The sequence below is a fragment of the Lysobacter enzymogenes genome (assembly GCF_017355525.1).
Taxonomy (GTDB): domain Bacteria; phylum Pseudomonadota; class Gammaproteobacteria; order Xanthomonadales; family Xanthomonadaceae; genus Lysobacter; species Lysobacter enzymogenes_C.
Genome location: NZ_CP067395.1, coordinates 4,234,554 through 4,255,043, shown reverse-complemented (window position 1 = coordinate 4,255,043; position 20,490 = coordinate 4,234,554). Strand labels below are relative to the sequence as shown.

16 protein-coding genes are annotated in these 20,490 nt (G+C 70.1%); 5 read left to right on the top strand and 11 right to left on the bottom strand.

The annotated features are described in order from the left end of the window. Nucleotides 1-229: 229 nt before the first annotated feature. Together JHW38_RS17990 and JHW38_RS17985 are read right to left on the bottom strand one after the other, a co-directional pair. The gene (locus tag JHW38_RS17990; protein ID WP_207522689.1) at nucleotides 230-1,291 is read right to left on the bottom strand and encodes a FecR family protein; all 1,062 of its coding nucleotides are present in this window, start codon (nucleotides 1,289-1,291) and stop codon (nucleotides 230-232) included. Continuing rightward, entirely contained in the window at nucleotides 1,269-1,889 is a 621-nt protein-coding gene (locus JHW38_RS17985) for an RNA polymerase sigma factor (protein ID WP_207522688.1), read from the bottom strand. Before JHW38_RS17985 ends, JHW38_RS17990 begins: the two co-directional genes overlap by 23 nt. Nucleotides 1,890-2,024: 135 nt before the next feature. Between JHW38_RS17985 and JHW38_RS17980 the strand changes: the two genes are divergently transcribed. From JHW38_RS17980 to JHW38_RS17970, 3 genes are all read left to right on the top strand, one after another. Next, the gene (locus tag JHW38_RS17980) at nucleotides 2,025-3,152 is read left to right on the top strand and encodes a cyanophycinase (RefSeq protein WP_207522687.1); all 1,128 of its coding nucleotides are present in this window, start codon (nucleotides 2,025-2,027) and stop codon (nucleotides 3,150-3,152) included. 49 nt (nucleotides 3,153-3,201) lie between these two features. Then, the gene (locus JHW38_RS17975; RefSeq protein ID WP_207526418.1) at nucleotides 3,202-4,206 is read left to right on the top strand and encodes an isoaspartyl peptidase/L-asparaginase family protein; all 1,005 of its coding nucleotides are present in this window, start codon (nucleotides 3,202-3,204) and stop codon (nucleotides 4,204-4,206) included. 79 nt (nucleotides 4,207-4,285) lie between these two features. Beyond that, nucleotides 4,286-4,744, top strand: coding sequence for an SRPBCC family protein (locus tag JHW38_RS17970; RefSeq protein ID WP_207522686.1), 459 nt, complete (start codon nucleotides 4,286-4,288; stop codon nucleotides 4,742-4,744). Between the two features lie 126 nt (nucleotides 4,745-4,870). Here the strand turns inward: JHW38_RS17970 and JHW38_RS17965 are convergent, their stop codons facing one another. The 4 genes from JHW38_RS17965 to JHW38_RS17950 form a co-directional block, all read right to left on the bottom strand. Then, on the bottom strand, nucleotides 4,871-5,458 hold the full coding sequence (locus JHW38_RS17965; protein WP_207522685.1) for an NAD(P)H-dependent oxidoreductase: 588 nt from the start codon (nucleotides 5,456-5,458) through the stop codon (nucleotides 4,871-4,873). 137 nt (nucleotides 5,459-5,595) lie between these two features. Beyond that, nucleotides 5,596-6,549, bottom strand: coding sequence for a DNA alkylation repair protein (locus tag JHW38_RS17960; protein WP_207522684.1), 954 nt, complete (start codon nucleotides 6,547-6,549; stop codon nucleotides 5,596-5,598). Between the two features lie 103 nt (nucleotides 6,550-6,652). After that, the gene (locus tag JHW38_RS17955; protein ID WP_207522683.1) at nucleotides 6,653-7,618 is read right to left on the bottom strand and encodes a TerC family protein; all 966 of its coding nucleotides are present in this window, start codon (nucleotides 7,616-7,618) and stop codon (nucleotides 6,653-6,655) included. A 392-nt stretch (nucleotides 7,619-8,010) separates the two neighbouring features. Then, a complete protein-coding gene (locus JHW38_RS17950; RefSeq protein ID WP_207522682.1) occupies nucleotides 8,011-9,447 on the bottom strand; it encodes an alpha-L-fucosidase in 1,437 nt (478 codons plus the stop codon). A gap of 241 nt (nucleotides 9,448-9,688) precedes the next feature. On the opposite strand from JHW38_RS17950, the gene JHW38_RS17945 reads away from it, so the two are divergent. Both JHW38_RS17945 and JHW38_RS17940 read left to right on the top strand, forming a co-directional pair. Further along, the gene (locus JHW38_RS17945; protein WP_207522681.1) at nucleotides 9,689-11,119 is read left to right on the top strand and encodes an alpha-L-fucosidase; all 1,431 of its coding nucleotides are present in this window, start codon (nucleotides 9,689-9,691) and stop codon (nucleotides 11,117-11,119) included. A 251-nt stretch (nucleotides 11,120-11,370) separates the two neighbouring features. Then, complete coding sequence (locus JHW38_RS17940) at nucleotides 11,371-11,835, top strand: hypothetical protein (RefSeq protein ID WP_207522680.1); 465 nt, start codon at nucleotides 11,371-11,373, stop codon at nucleotides 11,833-11,835. A gap of 102 nt (nucleotides 11,836-11,937) precedes the next feature. Here JHW38_RS17940 and JHW38_RS17935 read toward each other — a convergent pair whose 3' ends face one another. The 5 genes from JHW38_RS17935 to JHW38_RS17915 all read right to left on the bottom strand — a co-directional run bounded on the left by JHW38_RS17935 (nucleotide 11,938) and on the right by JHW38_RS17915 (nucleotide 20,372). Continuing rightward, on the bottom strand, nucleotides 11,938-13,683 hold the full coding sequence (locus JHW38_RS17935; RefSeq protein ID WP_207522679.1) for a DNRLRE domain-containing protein: 1,746 nt from the start codon (nucleotides 13,681-13,683) through the stop codon (nucleotides 11,938-11,940). 303 nt (nucleotides 13,684-13,986) lie between these two features. Continuing rightward, nucleotides 13,987-14,763, bottom strand: coding sequence for an FKBP-type peptidyl-prolyl cis-trans isomerase (locus tag JHW38_RS17930; RefSeq protein ID WP_207522678.1), 777 nt, complete (start codon nucleotides 14,761-14,763; stop codon nucleotides 13,987-13,989). A gap of 40 nt (nucleotides 14,764-14,803) precedes the next feature. Continuing rightward, complete coding sequence (locus JHW38_RS17925; RefSeq protein ID WP_207522677.1) at nucleotides 14,804-16,438, bottom strand: multicopper oxidase family protein; 1,635 nt, start codon at nucleotides 16,436-16,438, stop codon at nucleotides 14,804-14,806. 141 nt (nucleotides 16,439-16,579) lie between these two features. Then, on the bottom strand, nucleotides 16,580-17,068 hold the full coding sequence (locus tag JHW38_RS17920; protein WP_207522676.1) for a hypothetical protein: 489 nt from the start codon (nucleotides 17,066-17,068) through the stop codon (nucleotides 16,580-16,582). Nucleotides 17,069-17,198: 130 nt separating this feature from the next. Continuing rightward, nucleotides 17,199-20,372, bottom strand: a complete 3,174-nt coding sequence (locus JHW38_RS17915; RefSeq protein WP_207522675.1) for an efflux RND transporter permease subunit — start codon at nucleotides 20,370-20,372, stop codon at nucleotides 17,199-17,201. Between the last annotated feature and the right edge of the window lie 118 nt (nucleotides 20,373-20,490).

Here is a 20,490-nt window from a genome sequence, read left to right as displayed (position 1 = left end):
GCCCGGCCGCGAGGGCGGCGTAGTGTGCCGAGGCGAGCGGCGGTGGAACAGCGACCGGGGCCCCTCATCCGCCCTTCGGGCACCTTCTCCCGCAAGCGGGAGAAGGAACAGCAAGGGCTCTCGCGCTCCCGACCTCCCCAGAACGGGACGCGAACTCCACGCACCACAAGCCAGCTTTTCTTCTCCCGCTCGCGGGAGAAGGTGCCCGCAGGGCGGATGAGGGCCGCTCTCAGCGACTGCGCAACACGATCCGGTCCGGCAACCGCTCCGCCTTCACCGGCATCGCTTGCTCCAGCAACCCCACGAACATCTCCGCGTTCGACCAGCGGAAATTGCCGCCCACGCGCAACTCGCCGGCCGCCGCATCGGCGATCACCAGCTTGCGCGCGCTGTAGCGGTTGAACTCGGCCGCGGCCTGCGCCAGCGGCGTATCGCGGAACACCAGGAACCCGTGGCGCCAATCGACGTAGCGCTCGGCCTCCTCGACCGGCACGCTGCGCACCAGCACCCCGTTCGGCCCGGCCAGGGCGATGCTGCCGGCCGGCAGCAGCGTGGTCGGCTGCGGATGGCCGCCGACCGGTTCGGACTCCAGCCGCACCGTGCCCTCGGTGACCACCACACGCACGTCGGCGCCGTCGCGGCGCACCGAGAAGTGCGTGCCGACCGCCACCACCCGGCGCGCGCCGGCCGCGACCGCGAACGGCCGGCGCGGATCCTTGGCCACGGCGAAGAACGCCTCGCCCTGGGCCAGTTCGACCCGCCGCTGCGCGCCCGACAGCGCCACCTCGATGCGGCTGTCGCTGCTCAAGGTGGCGTGCGAGCCGTCGGCCAGCGCGACTTCGTCGGTCTTGCCGAGCGCGGTGCGGTAACTGGAACGCTCGACCGCGCCGTAGTGCAGCCAGCCCCAGCCCAGCCCGACCGCCAGCGTCGCCACCGCCGCGGCGGCCGCGTACGGCCAGCGCGAGGCGCGCGCCGGCTTGGGCCGCACCTGGAAGCTCAGCGCATCGGCGCGCAACGGCGAGGCCGCGGCGTCCGCCGGCGCGTCGGCGCGCGCGGGCGCGGCCTCGTCCCAGCTCAGACGCTCCGGCACGCCCGAGTCGGCGCCGGCCAGGGCGCGCAACCGCGCCGCCTGGGTCCACGCCGCCTGCAGGCGCACGAACGCGACCCGGTGCGCGGTCGCGCGCGCCAGCCAGGCCTCGAGCTCGGCCTGCGCCGCCGCCGGCCAATCGCCGCTTTCGCGTCGGGCCAGCCACTGCGCAGCGGTGTCTTCAATCTCCCTGCTTGCCGCCATGTCCGTCATGTCCCTGCGCCTCGTCGTCCGTAGCCGAACGCCGCGAGCGGCCGAGCGCGGCCATTCCGGCTCCGTCCTGCCCGCCCGCCTCGCCGCCGAAGTAGTGCTCGGCCAACAGGCGCATGCCCTTGGCGATCTGCTTCTCCACGGTCTTCTCGGTGATGCCCATGCGCTGCGCCACCTGCTTCTGCGGCAGTTCCTCGACCCGGCGCAACCACACCGCCTCGCGGCAGCGTTCGGGCAGACGGTCGAAGGCCTCGGCCAGGCGGCGCAGATTCTGGCGCGCGCCGAGCCGGCGCTCGGGCGAGCACTCGTCTATCAAGACGTTCAAGGACTCGAAATCACCCACCGGCTCGATCGAAACCACCCGTCCGCGGCGCAGGCGGTCGGTCATCAGGTGGCGGGCGGTCGCGAACAGGAACGATTTGGGCTGGTGCGGGCGGGCCTTGCCGGCCGCTTCGTAGACGCGCACATAGACTTCCTGGCGCAGGTCGTGGACTTCGTCCGGATGCGGCCAGGCCCGGCGCAGATACTGCACCAGCGCCGCCTCGTGGCAGAGGATGTCGGCGGCGAACCACGCGTCCAGATCGTTGTCCATGCGCGGACATTAGCCCAGCCCCGCGCGCCGCGCATCCGGCGCGGACGCGTTCTGCGGCGATGGGGGATCGCGCCGCCCTGCTTCGTCGTGATGTAAAGATCCCAGTTCGGAGGCCGTGCGATGCAGCGTTCGTCGATGTGGTCCTGGTCCGCGTTGCGGCGCAAAACCCTGGCGGGGCTGTGGCTGGCCGCGGGCCTCGCCAGCGCGGGCCTGAACGCGCACGCGCAAGCGCCCGCCGACGGCGCCGATCCGGCCCAGCGCGACGGCTATCGCTACTACGAGATCGGCCGCATCGACGCGCCGCGCCCGCAGCCGACCCGCGCCGGCCTGATGCTGGTCGGCGGCGGCGAGTGGCCGCGCGAGGCGTTCGCCTGGATGGTCGAACGCGCCGGCCACGGCCGCATCGTGATCCTGCGCGCATCCGGCACGGTCGATGCGCAGAACGAATTCTTCGACGACATCGGCGGCATCACCGGCGCGCAGACCCTGGTGTTCCAGGACCGCCGCGCCGCCAGCGACCCGCAGGTGCTCGACATCGTCCGCCGCGCCGACGGCATCTTCATCGCCGGCGGCGACCAGTCGCGCTACGTGCGCTACTGGAAGGACACGCCGCTGGCGCGCGCGCTCGACGCGCACGTGCGCGCGGGCAAGCCGATCGGCGGCACCAGCGCGGGTCTGGCGATCCTCGGCGCGTACGCGTACGGCGCCATGGACGGCGGCAGCGTGGTCTCGCAAACCGCGCTCGAGGATCCGGCCGGGCCCAAGCTGACCATGGTCGACGATTTCCTGCACCTGCCGTATCTGCACAACGTCATCACCGACAGCCACTTCGGCAAGCGCCAGCGCCTGGGGCGGCTGATCGCGTTCCTGGCGCGGCTGTCCAACGAACACGGCCGCCGCGACCTGGTCGGCCTCGGCGTCGACGAATACACCGCGCTGTGCATCGACGCGCACGGCGAAGGCAGCGTGTTCAGCGGCAACGGCGGCAAGGTCTGGCTGGTCAAGCCGCGCCAGCCGGCGACCTTCGCCGAAGGCGAGCCGCTGAGCCAGCGCGCGGTGCCGGTGATCGGCATCGGCGAGGGCAGCGCGCTGCGCATGCGCGACTTCAAAGTCGAGCGGCCGGCGTTCGTCGAGCTTTATGATGTCGAGTCCGGGCAGCTGATCCTGCGCGAGGGTCCCGCCGACGGCGACGCCGCGCGCGACGCCCTGCGGCTGCCGAACTTGTCCTATGGAGCCGATGATGAGCAACTCGTTGCGCCGTAAGCTGCACCTGGAACTGCATGGCGCCTGCTGCGCCGCTTTGCTCGGATCGATGGCGCTCGCGCCTGCCGCATGGGCCGCCGACGCGGCCAAGCCCGCCGCGCCCAAACCCGTGCTGGTGATCCACGGCGGCGCCGGCGTCGAGCGCGCCGGCCTGACCGAAAAAGACCAGAAGGACGCGCGCGCGGCGCTGGAAAGCGCGCTGCGCGCCGGCCACGCCGCGCTGGCCGCGGGCAAGCCGGCGCTGGATGCGGTCGGCGCCGCGATCGTGGTGCTGGAAGACGCGCCGATGTTCAACGCCGGTCGCGGCGCGGTGTTCACCCACGACGGCAGGAACGAACTCGATTCGGCGCTGATGGACGGCGCCAGCGGCCGCGCCGGCGCGGTCGCCGGCGTGCACCGGGTCAAGAATCCGATCGCCTTGGCGCGCGCGGTGATGGAGAAGTCCAAGCACGTGATGCTGGTCGGCGACGGCGCGGAAGTCTTCGCCAAGGAAGCCGGCGTGACCCTGGTCGATCCGTCGTACTTCCGCACCGAAAAGCGCTGGCAGCAGTTGCAGAAGGCGCTCAAGGAAGAAGCCTCGGGGCAGGCCCACGCCGATATCGAAACCGCGAAGCACTTCGGCACCGTCGGCGCGGTCGCGCTCGACGCCCAGGGCCGCCTCGCCGCGGGCACCTCCACCGGCGGCATGACCAACAAACGTTACGGCCGGGTCGGCGATTCGCCGATCATCGGCGCCGGCACCTATGCCGACGCGCGCTGCGCGGTGTCGGGCACCGGCTGGGGCGAGTACTACATCCGCGCCGTGGCCGCGCACGAGATCTGCGCGCGCATGCGCTACGCCGGCCAGAGCGTGCGCGAAGCCGCCGAGGGCGTGATCGACCGCGACATCCCCGCCGCCGGCGGCGACGGCGGCGCGATCGTGCTCGGCGCGAACGGCGAGTTCGCGCTGCCGTTCAACACCGAAGGCATGTACCGCGGCTGGATCGGCGCGGACGGCGTGCCGCACGTGGCGCTGTTCAAGGACGAGAAGCTGGCGGAGCCGGCGGCGCGCTGAATCCGGGGTGCGGCATCGCGGCGCAGCGGTGCGGCCGCTGCGTCCGCCATACTCCGCCTGTCCCTCCGCGGCGCCGCGCATGGCCCTGATCGAACGACGCACCGAAATCGCCGCGCCCGCGGACTATGTCTATGCGGTCTCGCAGGACTATGCGGTGCGCTACGACTGGGACCCGTTTCCCGAGCGCATCGAGATGGTCGGCGACGCGGCCGCCCCGCTCGGCAGCGAAGTCCGGGTGCGCAACAAGTTCGGCCTGCGCATGCAGGTCCGCTTCGTCCAGCTCAAGCCGCCCGGCCTCGCCGCCATCGCGATGGTGCGCGGGCCGTGGTTCCTGGAAAAATTCGCCGGCACCTGGATCTTCCAGGCGCTGGACCCGCAGCGTACGCAGGCGCGCTTCCGCTACAGCCTGCGCGCGCGGCCGCGCTGGCTGCGCTGGGCGATCGAGCCGCTGGCGGCGCGTTACTTCGATGCGGTGGTGCGGCGGCGTCTGGCCGGGTTGAAGACCTACTGCGAACGCAGCCGCGAAACGCCGCTGTAGGAGCGGCGCGAGCCGCGACCGCGGCATTTCGCTCACGACGAAAGCAGCGCAGCAGTTGCGTTGCCGCGGTCGCGGCTCGCGCCGCTCCTACAACGGCTGCGGCCCGAAGCGCGAACCCGGCGACGCTCAGGCGACGGCAGCCACATCCTCGGCGACCTGCGCCAACCATTGCGCGCGTTGCCGCTCCTCGCTGCCCGACACCGGCCCGACCATTCGCCGGATCACCGAGTCCACCCCGCACAGGCCGAACACGCAGCGCTTCCAGATCGCCTCCAACGGATCGCCGAACGCCTCGGCCTCGCGCTGCGCCGGCGTGTTGGAGGTATTGAACACCAGCGCGTGCCGCGCCTTGAGCAACCCGACCGGCACGCCCTGGTAAGACACGCCGGGCGGATAGCCGTAGGCGGTATCCAGGCGGAACACGCGATCGATCCAGCCTTTCATGATCGCCGGCGGCTGCCCCCACCAGTTCGGATGGAAGATCAGGATCAGGTCGGCGCTGGCCAGTTCGGCGCAATGCCGTTCGATCAGCGCATCGTCGGAACGGTTGTTGCCGCTCTCGCCGGTGCGCTGCACCGGGTCGAAGCCCTCCGCGTACAGGTCGTGGAACGCGATGCGGTAACCGCGATCGCTCAACACGCGATGGGCGGCGTCGGCCATCGCGTGGCTGAAACTGGCGGGGCTGGGGTTGGCGAGAATCGACAAGGCGAACATGCGCGGCACCGAGGTTTGAGGAATGCGGCCACGCGCTGCGCGCCGGCCGCGATGCGGGATTGGGCCGCCAAGGATAATCGCCCGGAGTCGTCGGCGACGCGGCGCGCGGCCGCGCCGTCGCGTTCGTGCCTGCGGCCCTATTTGCGCTTCGCCAGACGCGCCGACACCGACGCGCCGTTGAGCTCGCGCAGCGCGTCCTTGCCGTTCCAGCGCGGCGCCGCATCGGCCGACGCGGCCAGGCGCGCCGCGGTCTTCAGCGCCGCCGCATGCAGCGCGGCGTTGCGCTTGCCGACCGAGCGCAAGGCCCAGTTCACCGCTTTCTTGACGAAGTTGCGCGCGTCGCCGGCGTGCGCCTCGATCAACGCCAGACCGCGCAGGAACTGCGCGTCTTCGGCCGCCTTGTCGTGCACGCTCTTGCTCGCCAGCAGCGCGAACGCAGCGCGGCGCACGAACTCGTCCTCGCGCCGCGCCCATTGCTCGATCTTGGCCCAGGCGTGCGCGCTGCGGTCGAACAGGGCGAAGCAGACCGTGTCGCACACCGCCCAGTTGTCGAACTCGCGCGCCCAGCGGTCCATCTGCGCGGCGGTCACCGCAGCCGGATCGTCGAGATAGGCCGCGAGCAGGCGCGCTTCGTACCAGCCGCTGTCCCACAGCGCCGCGGCGAGCGCGCGGTCGCGGCCCACGCGCTTGGCCAGGGCCTGGATCGCGGCCATCGGCACGCCGAAGGCGCGCTCGTTCGGAATCGCGAAACGCAGCATGCCGGCGCGATGCCCGGCGCTGGCCGCGGCGCGCAGCCCGTCCAGGGCCTGGCTCAGGCGTTGCGGCAACGGCAGCGCGGCGAACGCGGCCTGGGCGGCTTTGCGTTCGCTGGCCAGAGTCGGCGCGGCGTTCTTCGCGGCCGGCCGCCTCGCTGCGGCTTTCTTCGCAGTCGCCGGCTTCGCTGCCGCTTTCTTCACCGCGGTTTTCTTCGTCGCGCTTTTCTCGCTCACGGCTTTCTTGGCCGCGGCCTTGCGCGCGGTTTTCGCAACCGCGGCCTGCTTGCCCGCAGCGGCCTTGCGCGCGATCGCATCGGTGACGGCGGTTCTGGCCACGACGGCCTCCGGTGGGTTCGCGGCCGCCAACAAAAAGGCCGCGGCGCCAATGTACCCATCGGCGCCGCGGCCCGCTATCGCTTCGGTAACGCGTTCGGGCGGATCAGCCCTTGGCGCCCGCCTCCGGCTTCGGCGGCAGCATCAGGCTGGCGACCACCGAGGTGCCGATGATGACCGCTACGCCCAGCAGCGACACCAGGATCGGGATCTTGTAGAGATCGATCAGCAGCATCTTCGCGCCGATGAACACCAGCACGGTGGCCAGGCCGTACGGCAGCAGGTGGAAGCGGTCGGCCATACCCTGCAGCAGGAAGAACATCGCGCGCAGGCCCAGCACCGCGAACACGTTCGAGGTCAGCACGATGAACGGATCGGCGGTGATGGCGAAGATCGCCGGAATCGAATCGACCGCGAAGATCACGTCGGTCACGCCGATCAGCGCGATCACCGCGAACAGCGGGGTGAACCAGCGCTTGCCGTCGCGCATGATCGACAGCTTGCTGTCGTGGTACTCGTCGGTCAGGCGCAGGTGGCCGCGCATCCACTTGAGCACCGGGTTCTGCTCCAGGTCCGGGCTCTTGCCCGCGGCCATCAGCATCTTGATGCCGGTGAACACCAGGAACGCGCCGAACACGTACAGCACCCAATGGAACTTGGCCAGCAGCAGCGCGCCGGCGAAGATCAGGATCGAGCGCAGCACGATCGCGCCGAGGATGCCGATGACCAGCACGCGCTGGCGCTGCTCCTCCGGCACCGCGAAGTACGAGAACAGCATCAGGAACACGAAGATGTTGTCGACCGCGAGCGACTTCTCGACCAAGTAGCCGGTCAGGAACTCGAGCCCGACCCGGTTGCCTACTTCAGCGCCGGACTCGCGGCTCACGTACCACCACAGCGCCGCATTGAACACGAACGCCAGGGCGATCCAGCCCACGCTCCACCACGCCGCTTCCTTGAACGTGACTTTGTGCGGCCCGCCGTGGCGCATCAGCACCAGATCGACGAGCAGCGCGACGACGACGAAGGCGGCGAACGCGCCCCACAGCATCGGACTGCCGATGGTTTCCATTTGACTCTCCCGCAAGACGATTTGGAGGCGCAAGCGCGCCGGTTTCGAGGCCGCAGGCCGCGAAGCGTCGTCCGGAGGGAATTCGGGAGACATGCCTTCGCCGCTGCGGCGAAGGTCTTGCTCGCATCCGGCCGACCGTTCGGTGGTCCGGACACCTGTCGCACCGGGGCGGTGAGCCCGTAGTGACGATGTCGACAGCGGGAGCTACTCCCCTTCTGCGGGCAACGATAGCACGGTTGCCGCTGAACTGCCGTTCAGGGTCGGCGGCACAGTCCGGGCGCCCCCCTGTAGGAGCGGCGCGAGCCGCGACCGCGACACCGCGCTTGCGACGCGACCGGCCACCCCGCGGTCGCGGCTCGCGCCGCTCCTACAGGACGATCGCCGTCCCGCGTTCAGCCGCCGCGATACACCGCCACCGTCGCGATTCGCGCCGGTTCGTAGCCATGCTCGACCACCAGCCGCAACCGCCGCGCCCGCACCGGCTCGAACCGCTCCACGCGCTTGTGCCCGATGGTCGTGCCCCAGGCCACCGTGCGCCACTGGCCGTCGCGCCAGATCTCGAAACGGTGGTTGGCCACGTGCTGGCCGTGGGCGATCGCCTCCTGCAAACACAACAGATCGAACTCGATCGCTTCGTCCAGTTCGAACTCCAGCCACGCCTCGACCGCGTCGGCGCGCCAGAACGACTCCGGATCGCCGTCGAGCGCACGCTGCGGCGCGTCGCCGTCGCTGGAGCGCACGCGCGCGCCGGCGAGGCGGTTGCCGCCGGCGAACAAGGCCTCGCGCTTGCGTCCGAACTCGGCGAGGCGCGCGACATCGGTGTCGTGGAAGCGGCCGGCGCGGGTCGGCGGCACGTTCAGCAGCAGCTTGCTGTTGCGCCCGACCGAGCTGCAGTACAGATCGATCAGATTGTCGGCGCTGCGCACCTTGGCGTCCTCGGCCGCGTGCCAGAACCAGCCGGGCCGGATCGACACGTCGGTCTCGCCGGGCCGCCACGCGCTGCCGTGCGGGTCGCCTTGTTGCAACGCTTCGCCGACCCAGGGCCGGTCGAAACCCGGGTGCGGCACCCGCGCCGGATCCACCGTCGCCCAGCAGGTGCTGCCGGCGACGCCGCGCTCGTTGCCGATCCAGCGCACGTCGGGGCCGGCGTCGGAAAAGATCACCGCATCGGGCTGCAAGGCGCGCACGGTGCGATGGATGCGCGGCCAGTCGTACGCCTGACGCCGTCCGTTCGGCCCTTCGCCGTTGGCGCCGTCGAACCACACCTCGACCACCGGGCCGTAGTTCGTCAGCAACTCGGTCAATTGCGCGAGGTAGAAATCGTCGTAGGCCTGGCCGCTGCCGTAGCGCGGCTCGTGCCGGTCCCACGGCGACAGGTAGAAGCCCACGCCGAGATTCTCGGCGCAGCAGGCGTCGACGAACTCGCGCACCACGTCGCCGCGGCCGTCGCGCCACGGACTGCTGCGTACGCTGTGCGCGGTGGTCGCGGTCGGCCACAGGCAGAAGCCGTCGTGGTGCTTGGCGGTGAGGATCAGGCTGCGGAAACCGCCGGCCATGGCCGCGCGCGCCCATTGCCGCGCGTCCAGGTCGGTCGGCGCGAACGCGCGCGGGCTTTCGTCGCCTTCGCCCCATTCGCGATCGGTGTAGGTGTTGACCGTGTAGTGGACGAACAGCGCGAGTTCTTCGCGCTGCCACGCGAGTTGCTGCGGCGTCGGTCGCGGGCGTGCGGCGGCAACGGGCGCGGGCGCGGCGGCCAGCGCCGCTGCCGGAAGTGCGGACGCGGCGAGCGCGGACGTGGAACTTGCCAGCAGGAAACGACGACGGTCCATGATCGGTACCACAGCGACGGCGATGTCCGCAGTCTAGTGGCGCAAGCGCGCCTCGCCATGTTGCGGCGCGATTGCCGCAATTTGGATTTGTTTGGATTTTTTGCCGTTCGCGCGACCGCACGCGCAGTCCGAAAGCAAGCACGCGCACGCCGCCGCCAAACGAAAGCACGCGACCTCCGCGCGGTTGACCGCCGCGCGCGCAGTCTGCTGGGATGCGCGCAACGCCCCGAGGAGAACGCCGATGACGCCGCTGCGCGCCGCCTTGATTCCGTGCCTGCTCGCGCTCGCCGGCCTCGCCCGCGCGGCCACGCCCGCCGCCGCCGCGCCCAAGCCCGAGGTCGCCGCGCCGAGCGAATCGCAGGCCGCGTTCGATGCGCGCATGCGCTGGTGGCGCGAAGCGCGCTTCGGCTTGTTCGTGCACTGGGGCTTGTATTCCGGCGCGGCCGGGCGCTGGAACGGCGAGCCGGTCAAGGGCTCGGCCGAATGGATCCAGCGCAACGCGCACGTGCCGACCGCCGAATACGCGCGACAGATGCTGCCGCTGTTCAAGCCCAAGCCCGGCTTCGCGCGCGAGTGGGCGAAGCTGGCCAAGCAGGCCGGCGCCAAGTATCTGGTGTTCACCAGCAAGCACCACGAAGGCTTCGCCCTGCACGACAGCGCAGTCAGCGACTTCGACGCCAAGGACGCCACCGGCCGCGATCTGGTCCGCGAAATCGTCGAGGCCGCGCGCGCCGAAGGCCTCAAGGTCGGGCTGTACCACTCGGTCATCGACTGGCACCACCCGGCGTATCCGTACCGCGACTTCGCCCGGCTCGAACATCCCTTGCCGCATCCGCTGGAGAAAGCCGGCGACAAAGAAGATCCCGGCTACGCGCAGCGCGCGAACCTGAAGCAGTACCAGGATTTCCTGCAGGCCCAGGTGCGCGAACTGACCGAGCGTTACGGCCCGATCGACGTGCTGTGGTGGGACTATTCCAATCCCGGCGCCGAAGGCGAAACCTGGCGCGCGCAGGAGCTGATGGCGATAGTGCGCAAGGCCCAGCCCGGCATCGTCATGAACAACCGCCTGTACCGTTCGCTCGGCTACGACGATCCGCAAGGCAGCCTGCAATGGTTCGACCGCGCCCACGGCGACTTCACCACGCCCGAGCAGGCGATCCCCGCGCGCGGCGTCGCCGGCGTGGACTGGGAAGCGTGCATGACCATGAACGGCACCTGGGGCTACAGCGCGCTGGACACGAACTGGAAGTCCACGCGCGAGTTGCTGCGCGATCTGGTCGACACCGCCAGCAAGGGCGGCAACCTGCTGCTCAACATCGGCCCGATGGCCGACGGCAGCGTACCGCAGGCCAGCGTCGAGCGCTTGCGGCAGATGGGCGAGTGGCTGCGGCGCAACGGCGATTCGGTCTACGCGACCGCCGCCAATCCGCTCGGCGAGGTCGCGTGGGGCCGGATCACGGCCAAGGACGAGCGGCTGTACCTGCACGTGTTCGAACGCCCAGCCGACGGCGAGCTGCGCGTGAACGCGCCGGGCCGCTGGCGCGCGCGCCTGCTCGACGGCGGCGCCGCGTTGCGCACGCATCGCGACGGCGAAGCGCTGCGCGTCGCGTTGCCCGAGACGCTGGCCGATAGCATCGACACGGTGATCGAACTGGCTCCGGAAAAAACCTGAGCGCGTCCGGGCCATTTTTGTTCATCAAACTGATCCGCCCGCGTCACAGGCGGGTGCCGCGCCGCGTTATGCATCTGCCGCGGCGGGTCAGTTTGTCATCCCATGTCATGGCCGCAGCGCCGGGCATCACAGTTCAGACGGTACGAACCTCAAGAAATACCCGTTATTTTTCAAGCAATTAGATGAATTTCGTTCACGCCGTTTTTACGTAATGCCCTCGTAAATAGCAAGGACGTCAGGGGGCGTCATCCATGAAAAACATCGAGGTTTTCAGCATTGCCACCGCGCGGATCTGCGCGGCGGCGCTTGAGCAGCATCCCGTCGTAGCCCGCTTCAACGCCGAGGAATCGGCGCGTCATCTGCCGGGCGTGGACCCGTCCAACCGCGAAGCCATGGCGCAGGCGGTGCTCGCCTGCGGCGCGACTTTCGAATGGCTGCTGGACGAGGGTTATGTGCGCAGCACGGCCTGCGTCAAGGAGTCGTTGAACGGCGTTCCGTTCGTGCATCTGGCGCTGCGTTACCGGCTCACCGAGAAAGGCCTGGCCATTCTCGGCGCGCATGCCAGCAGCGCCGACGAGCACAAGACCATCGGCGATCGCCTGATCGCCGCGGTGAAGCTCGGCGGCGCCGAGCGCATCAAGGAATCGGTCAAGCTGATGATCGGCGCAGGCGCGGGCACCCACGCCGCGCGTCCGGCGCTGCAAGCCACGGCCTGATCGAACGCTCGCTCGCGAAAAGAAAACGCCCGCGCAGTCCGCGGGCGTTTTCGTTTGCGCCGGTCCGGCCGCAAGCGCATCAGCGCTTGCGGCGCGCAGCGCTCAGGGCGTGTACGTGAGGATCAGCTGCGGCGCGTTGGAACCCTCGCGCGAAGACCAATCCACGCCGTCGCTGGAGCTCGACGACAGCACCACGCCGTTGTTGGCGGCAGCGCCCGACGCCCAGTCCTTGACCAGCTGCAAACCCGCCGCGTTGAGCGTGAGGGTCTGCGCGCCGGTCGCGCTCGGCACGATCGAACCGATCTTGGCGCCGAGGCCGACGCCGCTGTAAGTCGCGTTGGCTTCGGTCCACGCGGCGCCGGCGCTGTAGAGGTCGTAGGTGCCGGTGGAACGGTCGGTGACCTGCAGCTTGACCTGCGCGCCGGTGACGGTCTTGCCCGCGGCGGCGGACACGTCCCAGGCCATCAGCCCGCGCAGCACCTGGCCGCCGTCGCTGCCGTCGGCGTACAGCGTGGCGCTGTTGTCGCGGCTGCCGCCGGACTTGACCGTCACGTCGCGCACGCTGTTCAAGGTGATCGTCTGGGTCGGCGGATTGCCGCTGCCCTTGTTGCAGGTGCCGGTGAAGTGGTCGGTGTAGCTGCTGCCGGCGCGCGGCACGAAGTCGCCGGTGTAGCCGCTCGCGGTCAGGGTCAGCTTGAGCACGCCGAAGGTGCTGTCGTTGCTCGATTCCAGCAAAGCGTGGCTGCCGCTGATGCCGTAGAACGCGCGCCCGCCGGTGCCGACCAGGACCTGGCGGATGCCGTCGCTGGCCGCGGCCTTGTCGGGATTCATCTTGCCGTAGCGCTGGTAGTTGTGGTCGTGGCCGACCAGCACCAGGTCGGCCTTGGCCGCGTACAGCGCGTCCCAGAACGGCTTGACCTGGCTGTAGCCGGAGTAGCTGCCGCGGCTCAGCAACGGATGGTGGAAGTACGCCGCGGTGCACGGCTTGGTGTTGGCGGCGAGATCGGACTTGAGCCAGTCGATCTGGGTCTGCGCGACGGTGCCGCCGCTCATGGTGTTGAGGGCGATGAAATGCCAGTCGCCGACGTCCCAGCTGTAATAGCCCTTGCTGCGGTCGCCGGCCGGGCCGGTCTGGTTGCCGCTGCCGTTGAAGTAGTCGAAGTAGCCCTTGGCGCCGGTGGTGCTGTAGTCGTGGTTGCCGGGCGAGGGGCTGGTCAGCGCCTTGAAGCGGCCCCAGGTCGGCGCGTAGCGGCTGTTGTATTCGCTCAGGGTGCCGCTGTTGTACGCGTTGTCGCCGGCGGTGAACACCGCGGTCGGGTTGATCGAGACGATCAGGTCCGAGGTGCCCTGGCAGGCGTTGCCGCTGGTGTCGCAGATGTCGCCGGCGCCGGCGACCACCACCGTGGCCTTGTCCAGCGCGACCGCGCTGTAGTCGTAGCGGTCGAGCTGGAACGCGCTGTCGGGCTGGCTGAAATACGGCTGGATCGCGACGCATTCGCCGCGCAGCGCGCGGGTGGTGAAGCTGCGCTCGTTCCAGTGGCCGCCTTCGAACACCAGCTTGTCGCCGCCGCTGCTGGTCAGCACCAGCGAGTCGTAGCCCGACAGCTTGAGCTGCTTGAAGCCCAGCCGCAGCCACTTCGCGCCGGTCTCGCAGACGCGGTCGGCGGCGCCGGCCTTGGCCAGCGGCGTGCCGCGCAGCGCGGACGCGGTCACCGGCTTGCTCTGGGTGGCGTCTTCCGACAGCTGCAGGGTGCGCTGCGCGGCCTGCGCGGGCGCGAGCGATGCGGCGCCGATCAGGGCGGTGGCGAGGGCGGCGCACAACGGGGCGCGCAGGGCGATGGCGGTCACTGGCTGTCTCCGGCGGTGGAGTTGGCTGAAAGCGGGGATCGCGGACGACAGCCGCGATGGCTGCGGAGTTTGGCCGGAAAACTGCTACACGATTGCGACGCAATGCGCGGCTGTTGCGTGCTTCGCGCGGTCTGCGTCACAACTTTCGCAGTTGCGGCGAGCGGCGGGCGCAGCGAACAGCGTCGGGACCGAAGTCCCTCCCACAAGGGCAGGCTTGCGCCGGCGCGGGTGACATCGATAAGCAAGCGGGCGCTTGCGGGAGCGACTTCGGTTCCGACGCTTTCCGTTGCGCTCGCGACGCGCTTACTCGTCGTGCGTCGGCGCGCCCTGCCCCGCGATCTCCAGCAACTCCACCTCGAACGCCAGCACCGAATTCGGCTCGATCTGCCCGGCCAGCCCGCGATCGCCGTACGCCAGCTTCGGCGGCATCCAGAACCGGTACTTCGCGCCGGGCGTCATCAGCTGCACGCCTTCGGTCCAGCCCGGCATCACCTGCGACAGCACGAACTCGGCCGGATGGTCGGTGTCGTAGGTGCTCTCGAACTTGCTGCCGTCGATCAGCGTGCCGACGTAGTTCACCCGCACCGTGTCGCTGGCCTTCGGGTGCGCGCCCTGGCCTTGCTTGATCGCTTGGTATTGCAGCCCCGACGCGGTGGTCTTCACCCCTTCGGCTTTCGCGTTCTTGGCCAGGAACGCCTCGCCCGCGGCGAGATTGCGCGAGGCCAGCGCCTTGACCTCCTGGTCGTGCTTGTCGCGCAGGTGCGCGCTGAAGCCGTCGCGGATGCGCTTGCTTTCGCTGTCGTCGAACAGCGAAGGGCGGCCGGCCTGGGCGTCGCGGATCGCGCGCAGCACCAGTTCGGTGTCGAGTTCGGCGCGGATCGGTTCGACGCTGCGGGCGAAATCGCGGCCGACCACGTAGCTGATCTTCGCCCGTTCGCTGTCCACGTCGGCCTTCGCCAGCGGCGCCGACGGCGCGGCGGCGGTGTTCTTGCCTGCGCCCGAGCCGCTAGGCGCGCACGCGACCAGGGCGCCGGCGAGCGCGAGCGACAACGCGGACAGGACGAGCAGCGAACGCGGCATGGCGGAACTCCGAAGATGCATAAAGAGAGAAGACGAACGGTCAGTCGGCGACGGCGAAGGTCAGCATCATGCCCATGTCCTCGTGCTCGAGGTTGTGGCAATGGAGCATGTAGCGCTGCACGCCCGCGAACGGCTGCGAGAAGTCGATGGCGATGCGCACGATCTCGCCGGGCCACACCACCACGGTGTCGTTCCAGCCCAGGTCCTGCGGCGTCAGGCCGCCCGGCGCGACTTGGCGGCCGCGGATGTCCGGCGGGCTGATCGCGCGCGATACCACCCGGAACTGGAAGCCGTGCAGGTGCATCGGGTGCGGCATGCTGGTCATGCTGTTGCGGATTTCCCAGACCTCGCGGGTTCCGCGCTTCACCGTGAACGCCGGATCGTGGCCGCTGAGGTGGAAATTCCAGTCGTTGATGAACCAGCGGCCTTGTTCGTCCATGCGCAGGCGCAGCGCGCGCACCGGCCAGTCGGCGGTGTCCGGCGGCGCCGGCACCGCCGACATCGCATCGAGCGAAGGCAGTTGGGCCGGCGGGCGCTCGGTGACGCATTCGATCACCCGCAGTTCCATCAGGTCCAAGGGCTCGCCCATCGCCGCCGCGCCGGGATGGTCGCCCATCGGGTCGGGCGCGAACGCGCCGGACTCGTCTTCGTTTTCCATCGCCACGTAGTCGAGGCTGCGCAGCACCGCCTTGGCGCCGGGCTTGAGCGCGCCGAAGTCGACCAGCACGTCGGCGCGCTGCGCCGGCGCCAGGAACAGGTCGTCGATCGGCCAGGCGCGTTCGAGCAGGCCGCCGTCGCTGCCGATCAGCAGCATCGGCAGCGGCTTGTCTTCGTGCAGGAAACACGGGCGCAGCAGGCGCGCGTTGGACACGTTGGCGAGGCGGAAGCGGTACCAGGCCGGAATCACGTCGAGATAAGGTTCCGGCGTCCAGTTGACCAGCACGCGGTTGCCGATCCAGTCGTCGGCGCCGTCCTTGTAGACGATGGCGTTGCGCGCGTCGACCTGCTTGTCGGCGATCATCAGCGGCAGGTCGCGCTCGCCCCAACGCAGGCCCAGGCGCTGGCGCAGCGCCAGTTCTTCGTCGTCTTCGACCAGCAGCAGGCCGGCCAGACCGCGCTGCAACTGCGCGCCGGTGCGGCCGTGCGGATGGGCGTGGTACCAGTACAGGCCGGCGCGGTTGTCCACGCGCAATCGATAACGGTATTGGCTGCCGGCGGCGACCGGATACAGGCCGCTGCCGTCGTTGGCCTCGTCGACGTGCAGGCCGTGCCAGTGCAGCGTCGTCGCTTCGGCCAGCCGGTTGTCGAGGCCGACCTCGATGCTGTCGCCGCGGCGCGCGCGCAGCAGCGGGTTCAGCGCCTCGCCGCCGGCGACGCGGGCGGTGTAGGCCCACAGTTGCGTCGGCGGCCCGGGGAACAGTTCGGCTTGCGCGGTACGCGCGGTCAACTGCAGCGGCCGGCGCAGGTCGATCTCGGCCATCGGGCCTTCGCTGCCGGGAATGCGCAGCGGCTGCACGAAGCGCGCGTCCGGCGGCAGCGATTGCAGGTCCGGCAGCGCGCCCATGCGGTGGCCGTGGCCGCCGGTGTAGCGCCACATCGCGATCGGCCCCGCCACGGTGGCGGCGCCGCCGACGGTGAGTCCGATGAGGAAGCGGCGGCGTTGCGGATCGGTCATCGGCTACGGGCGTTGGCGGGCGGAAGTCGGTAACGCCGGCGGCTGCCGGCGACCCGCCATGATGTTCGCCGACGATGGCAATTGCTTTGCGCCGCGCCTGGATTTTGTGCGATGCCGATCAAGGTTCGGCGCGGCCGGCGCTCAGATCGAATCGTCGAGCCGCGCCTGCCAGACCCGGTCGCCCATCTCGTGTTCTTCCACCCCGGCGAAGAAGTCCTCGCCGAGGCGGGCGTAATCGGGCTCGGACTCGCCGCGCCAGTCGAGGAACTTGGGCCGGTGCACGGCGAAGCCGAGCGGGTGGGCGGCGTTGCGGTAAGGCACGGCCAGGGTCGCGGCGAGATCGCCGGCGAAGTCGCGCACGCTCAGGATCAGCGCGTCGGTGCGGCCCGAAGGCAAGGTCACGAAGCCGTCGTGGACCAGCACCGCGTGCTGCGCGGTGTCCGGGTTCGCCGACAGCCGCGCGCGCGCTTCGGCCACCGCCTCCTCCAGCTGCTCGCCGGCGTAGCGGATCATCTTGCGCTCGCCGGCGGCGTCTTCGAAGGCGTAGATCGGGATCAGGTCCTCGCCGTCGGCCACGCACCACACGCCGTGGGCGGCGAAGAAGCCGGCCAGTCGGATTGCTTGCTGCACTTGCGTCCCCTCGGTGCCGTCGCCCCTGCGGCGACCAATGTACACGTAGCAACGCACGCTGCCGACCGCCTCCCTACGTCGGCCGCGCCCGCGCCGCGCGGCCTTCGCCGAGCGGCGCGGGAGGCTTCGCTCACCGAACCTCACCGGCCGCGAGCGCCGGCGGCGCAGCGTGCGGTGCGCGCCGGCGCGCGGCCCAACGGCGCAGCGCGACGTAGAACACCGGGGTCAGGAACAGGCCGAACACGGTCACCCCGATCATCCCGGCGAACACCGTCGCCCCGGTCGCCGCGCGCACTTCGCTGCCGGCGCCGTGGCCGAGCAGCAGGGGCACGGTGCCGGCGATGAAGGCCACCGAGGTCATCACGATCGGCCGCAGGCGCAGGCGGCAGGCTTCCAGCGCGGCCTCGACGATGCCGCGGCCTTGCGATTCCAGCTCGCGCGCGAACTCGACGATCAGGATCGCGTTCTTGCACGCCAGCCCCATCAACACCACCAGGCCGACCTGCACGAACACGTTGTTGTCGCCGCCGTCGAGCCACACCCCGACCAGGGCCGACAGCAGCGTCGCCGGCACGATCAGGATCACCGCCAGCGGCAGGGTCCAGCTTTCGTACAACGCGGCCAGCACCAGGAACGCGAGCAGGATCGCCAGCGGGAACACGATCAGCGCCGCGCGTCCCTGAGTCGCCTGCTGGTAGCTCAGATCGGTCCATTCGATCCGCATGCCGCGCGGCAGCGCCGAGCGCGCCAGCGTTTCCAGCGCGCGCATCGCCTGCCCCGACGACAGCGCGCGCGGGTCGGCCTCGCCGGCCAGGTCGAAGGCCGGATAGCCGTTGTAGCGGATCACCGGATCCGGCCCGTAGGTTTCGCGCAGGGTCACCAGCGAAGCCAGCGGCACCATCTCGCCGCGCTGGTTGCGCAGTTGCAGGCGGCCGACGTCCTCGACGCTGTCGCGGTGGCTGCCGTCGGCCTGCGCGATCACCTGCCAGGTGCGGCCGAACTGGTTGAAGTCGTTGACGTAGGCCGAGCCCAGATAGGTCTGCAAGGTGTCGAACACCTCGCTCAGCGCCACGCCCTGGGCCTTGGCCTTGGTCCGGTCGACCTGCGCGTCGAGCTGCGGCACGTTGGCCTGATAGGTGCTGATCGGATAACCGAGCCCGGGCACCTGCGCGATCGCCGCGGTGTAGTCGTTGAGCGCGCCCTGCAAGGCGCCGTAGCCCTGGCCGTCGCGGTCCTGCACGTACAGCGCATAGCCCGAGCCGGTGCCGAGGCCGAGGATCGGCGGCGGCATGAACGAGAACGCCGCGCCGTCCTGCAAGGCGGCGAACCTGGCGTTGAGTTCGTCGTTGATCGCGCTGGCGCTGCGGCTGCGCGCAGCGAACGGCTCGAGTTCGAAGAACAGCGTGCCGGTGTTGGGCGTGTTGGTGAACTGCAACGGGTTGAGGCCGGGATAAGCTTCGGCGGCGTGCACGCCGGGCGTGGCCATCGCGATCGCGCTCATCTTGCGGATCGCCGCGTCCGTGCGCGCCAGCGAGGCGCCTTCGGGCAGCTTGATGCCGCCGATCAGGTACAGCTTGTCCTGGGTCGGAATGAAGCCGCCGGGCACCGCCTGGAACATCGCGGCGGTCGCCAACAGCAAGGCCAGGTACACCGCCGCGACCGCGCCGCGGCGGCCGAGCAGGCGCGCGACCGCGGCCTGGTAGCGCTGCGCGCCGGCGCCGAAGGCGCGGTTGAACGGACGGAACAGCCAGCCGAACAGACGCTCGATCAACCGCGTCGGCGCGTCCTGGCCGGCGCCGTGCGGCTTGAGCAGGCGCGCGGCCAGCGCCGGCGACAGGGTCAGCGAGTTGATCGCCGAGATCATCGTGGAGATGGCGATGGTGACCGCGAACTGGCGATAGAACTGGCCGGTCACCCCGGACAGGAACGCCATCGGCACGAACACCGCGCACAGCACCAGCGCGATCGCTACGATCGGCCCGGACACTTCTTTCATCGCCTTGTGCGCGGCATCGAGCGGGCTCAGGCCGTCTTCGATGTTGCGCTCGACGTTCTCGACCACCACGATCGCGTCGTCGACGACGATGCCGATCGCCAGCACCAGCCCGAACAGGCTCAAGGTGTTGATCGAGAAGCCGAGCACGTACAACACCGCGAAGGTTCCCACTACCGAGACCGGCACCGCGATCAGCGGAATGACCGAGGCGCGCCAGGTCTGCAGGAACAGGATCACCACCAGCACCACCAGCAGCACCGCTTCGGCCAGCGTCGTCACCACCGCGCGGATCGAATCGCGCACGAACACGGTCGGGTCGTAGACGATGCGGTGCTCCAGCCCCGGCGGGAAGCGTTGCGCCAGTTCGGCCATGCGCGCGCGCACCGCGTCCGACAAGGCGATGGAATTGGCGCCGGGCGCTTCGAACACGCCGATGGCGACCGCATCGCGGTTGTCGAGCTGTGCGCGCAGGGTGTAGTCGCCGGCATCGAGTTCGACCCGGGCCACGTCGGACAGGCGCACGATCTCGCCGCCGTCGCCGCCCTTGACCACGATGCGTTCGAACTCGGCCTCGCTCTGCAGGCGGCCCTGGCTGTTGATCGGAATCAGATAATCGCTGCCGCCCGGCATCGGCTCGGCGCCGAGCTGGCCGGCGGACACCTGCACGTTCTGCTCGCGGATCGCCCGCACCACGTCGCCGGCGCTGAGGCCGCGCGCGGCGATCCGGCCCGGATCGAGCCAGATGCGCATGGCGTAGTCGCCGCTGCCGAACATCTGGGTCTGGCCGACGCCGGGCAGCCGCGCCAGTTCGTCGCGGAGCTTGAGCGTGGCGTAGTTGCGCAGGTACAGCGAGTCGTAGCGGCCGTCGGGCGAGACCAGATGCACCAGCAGGGTCAGCGTCGGCGACTGCTTCTGCGTGGTCACGCCTTGGCGGCGCACGTCTTCGGGCAGGCGCGCCAGCGCTTGTCCGACCCGGTTCTGCACCTGCACCTGGGCCTGGTCGGGATCGGTGCCGGGCTTGAAGGTGACGGTGAGCACCAGCACGCCGTCGGTGCCGGCCACCGACTTCATGTACATCATGTCCTGCACGCCGTTGACCGCTTCCTCCAGCGGCGTGGCCACGGTCTGGGCGATGGCCTGCGGATTGGCGCCGGGATAGACCGCGCGCACCACCACCGTCGGCGGCACCACGTCGGGGTATTCGCTGACCGGCAGGTTCGGCAGCGCGATCAGGCCGGCGGCGAAGATCAGGATCGACAGCACCGCGGCGAAGATCGGGCGGTCGATGAAGTAGCGGGACAAGTCCATGGGCGGCCTCCCGGGCGGCGCGGACAAAGCGAGGGGCGGCCGGCGCCGTTCGGCGCCGGCTGGCGGGTGTGGGCGATGCTTGCGGCGCGCGTCGTTGGTCGCGCACGATCCGATGCGG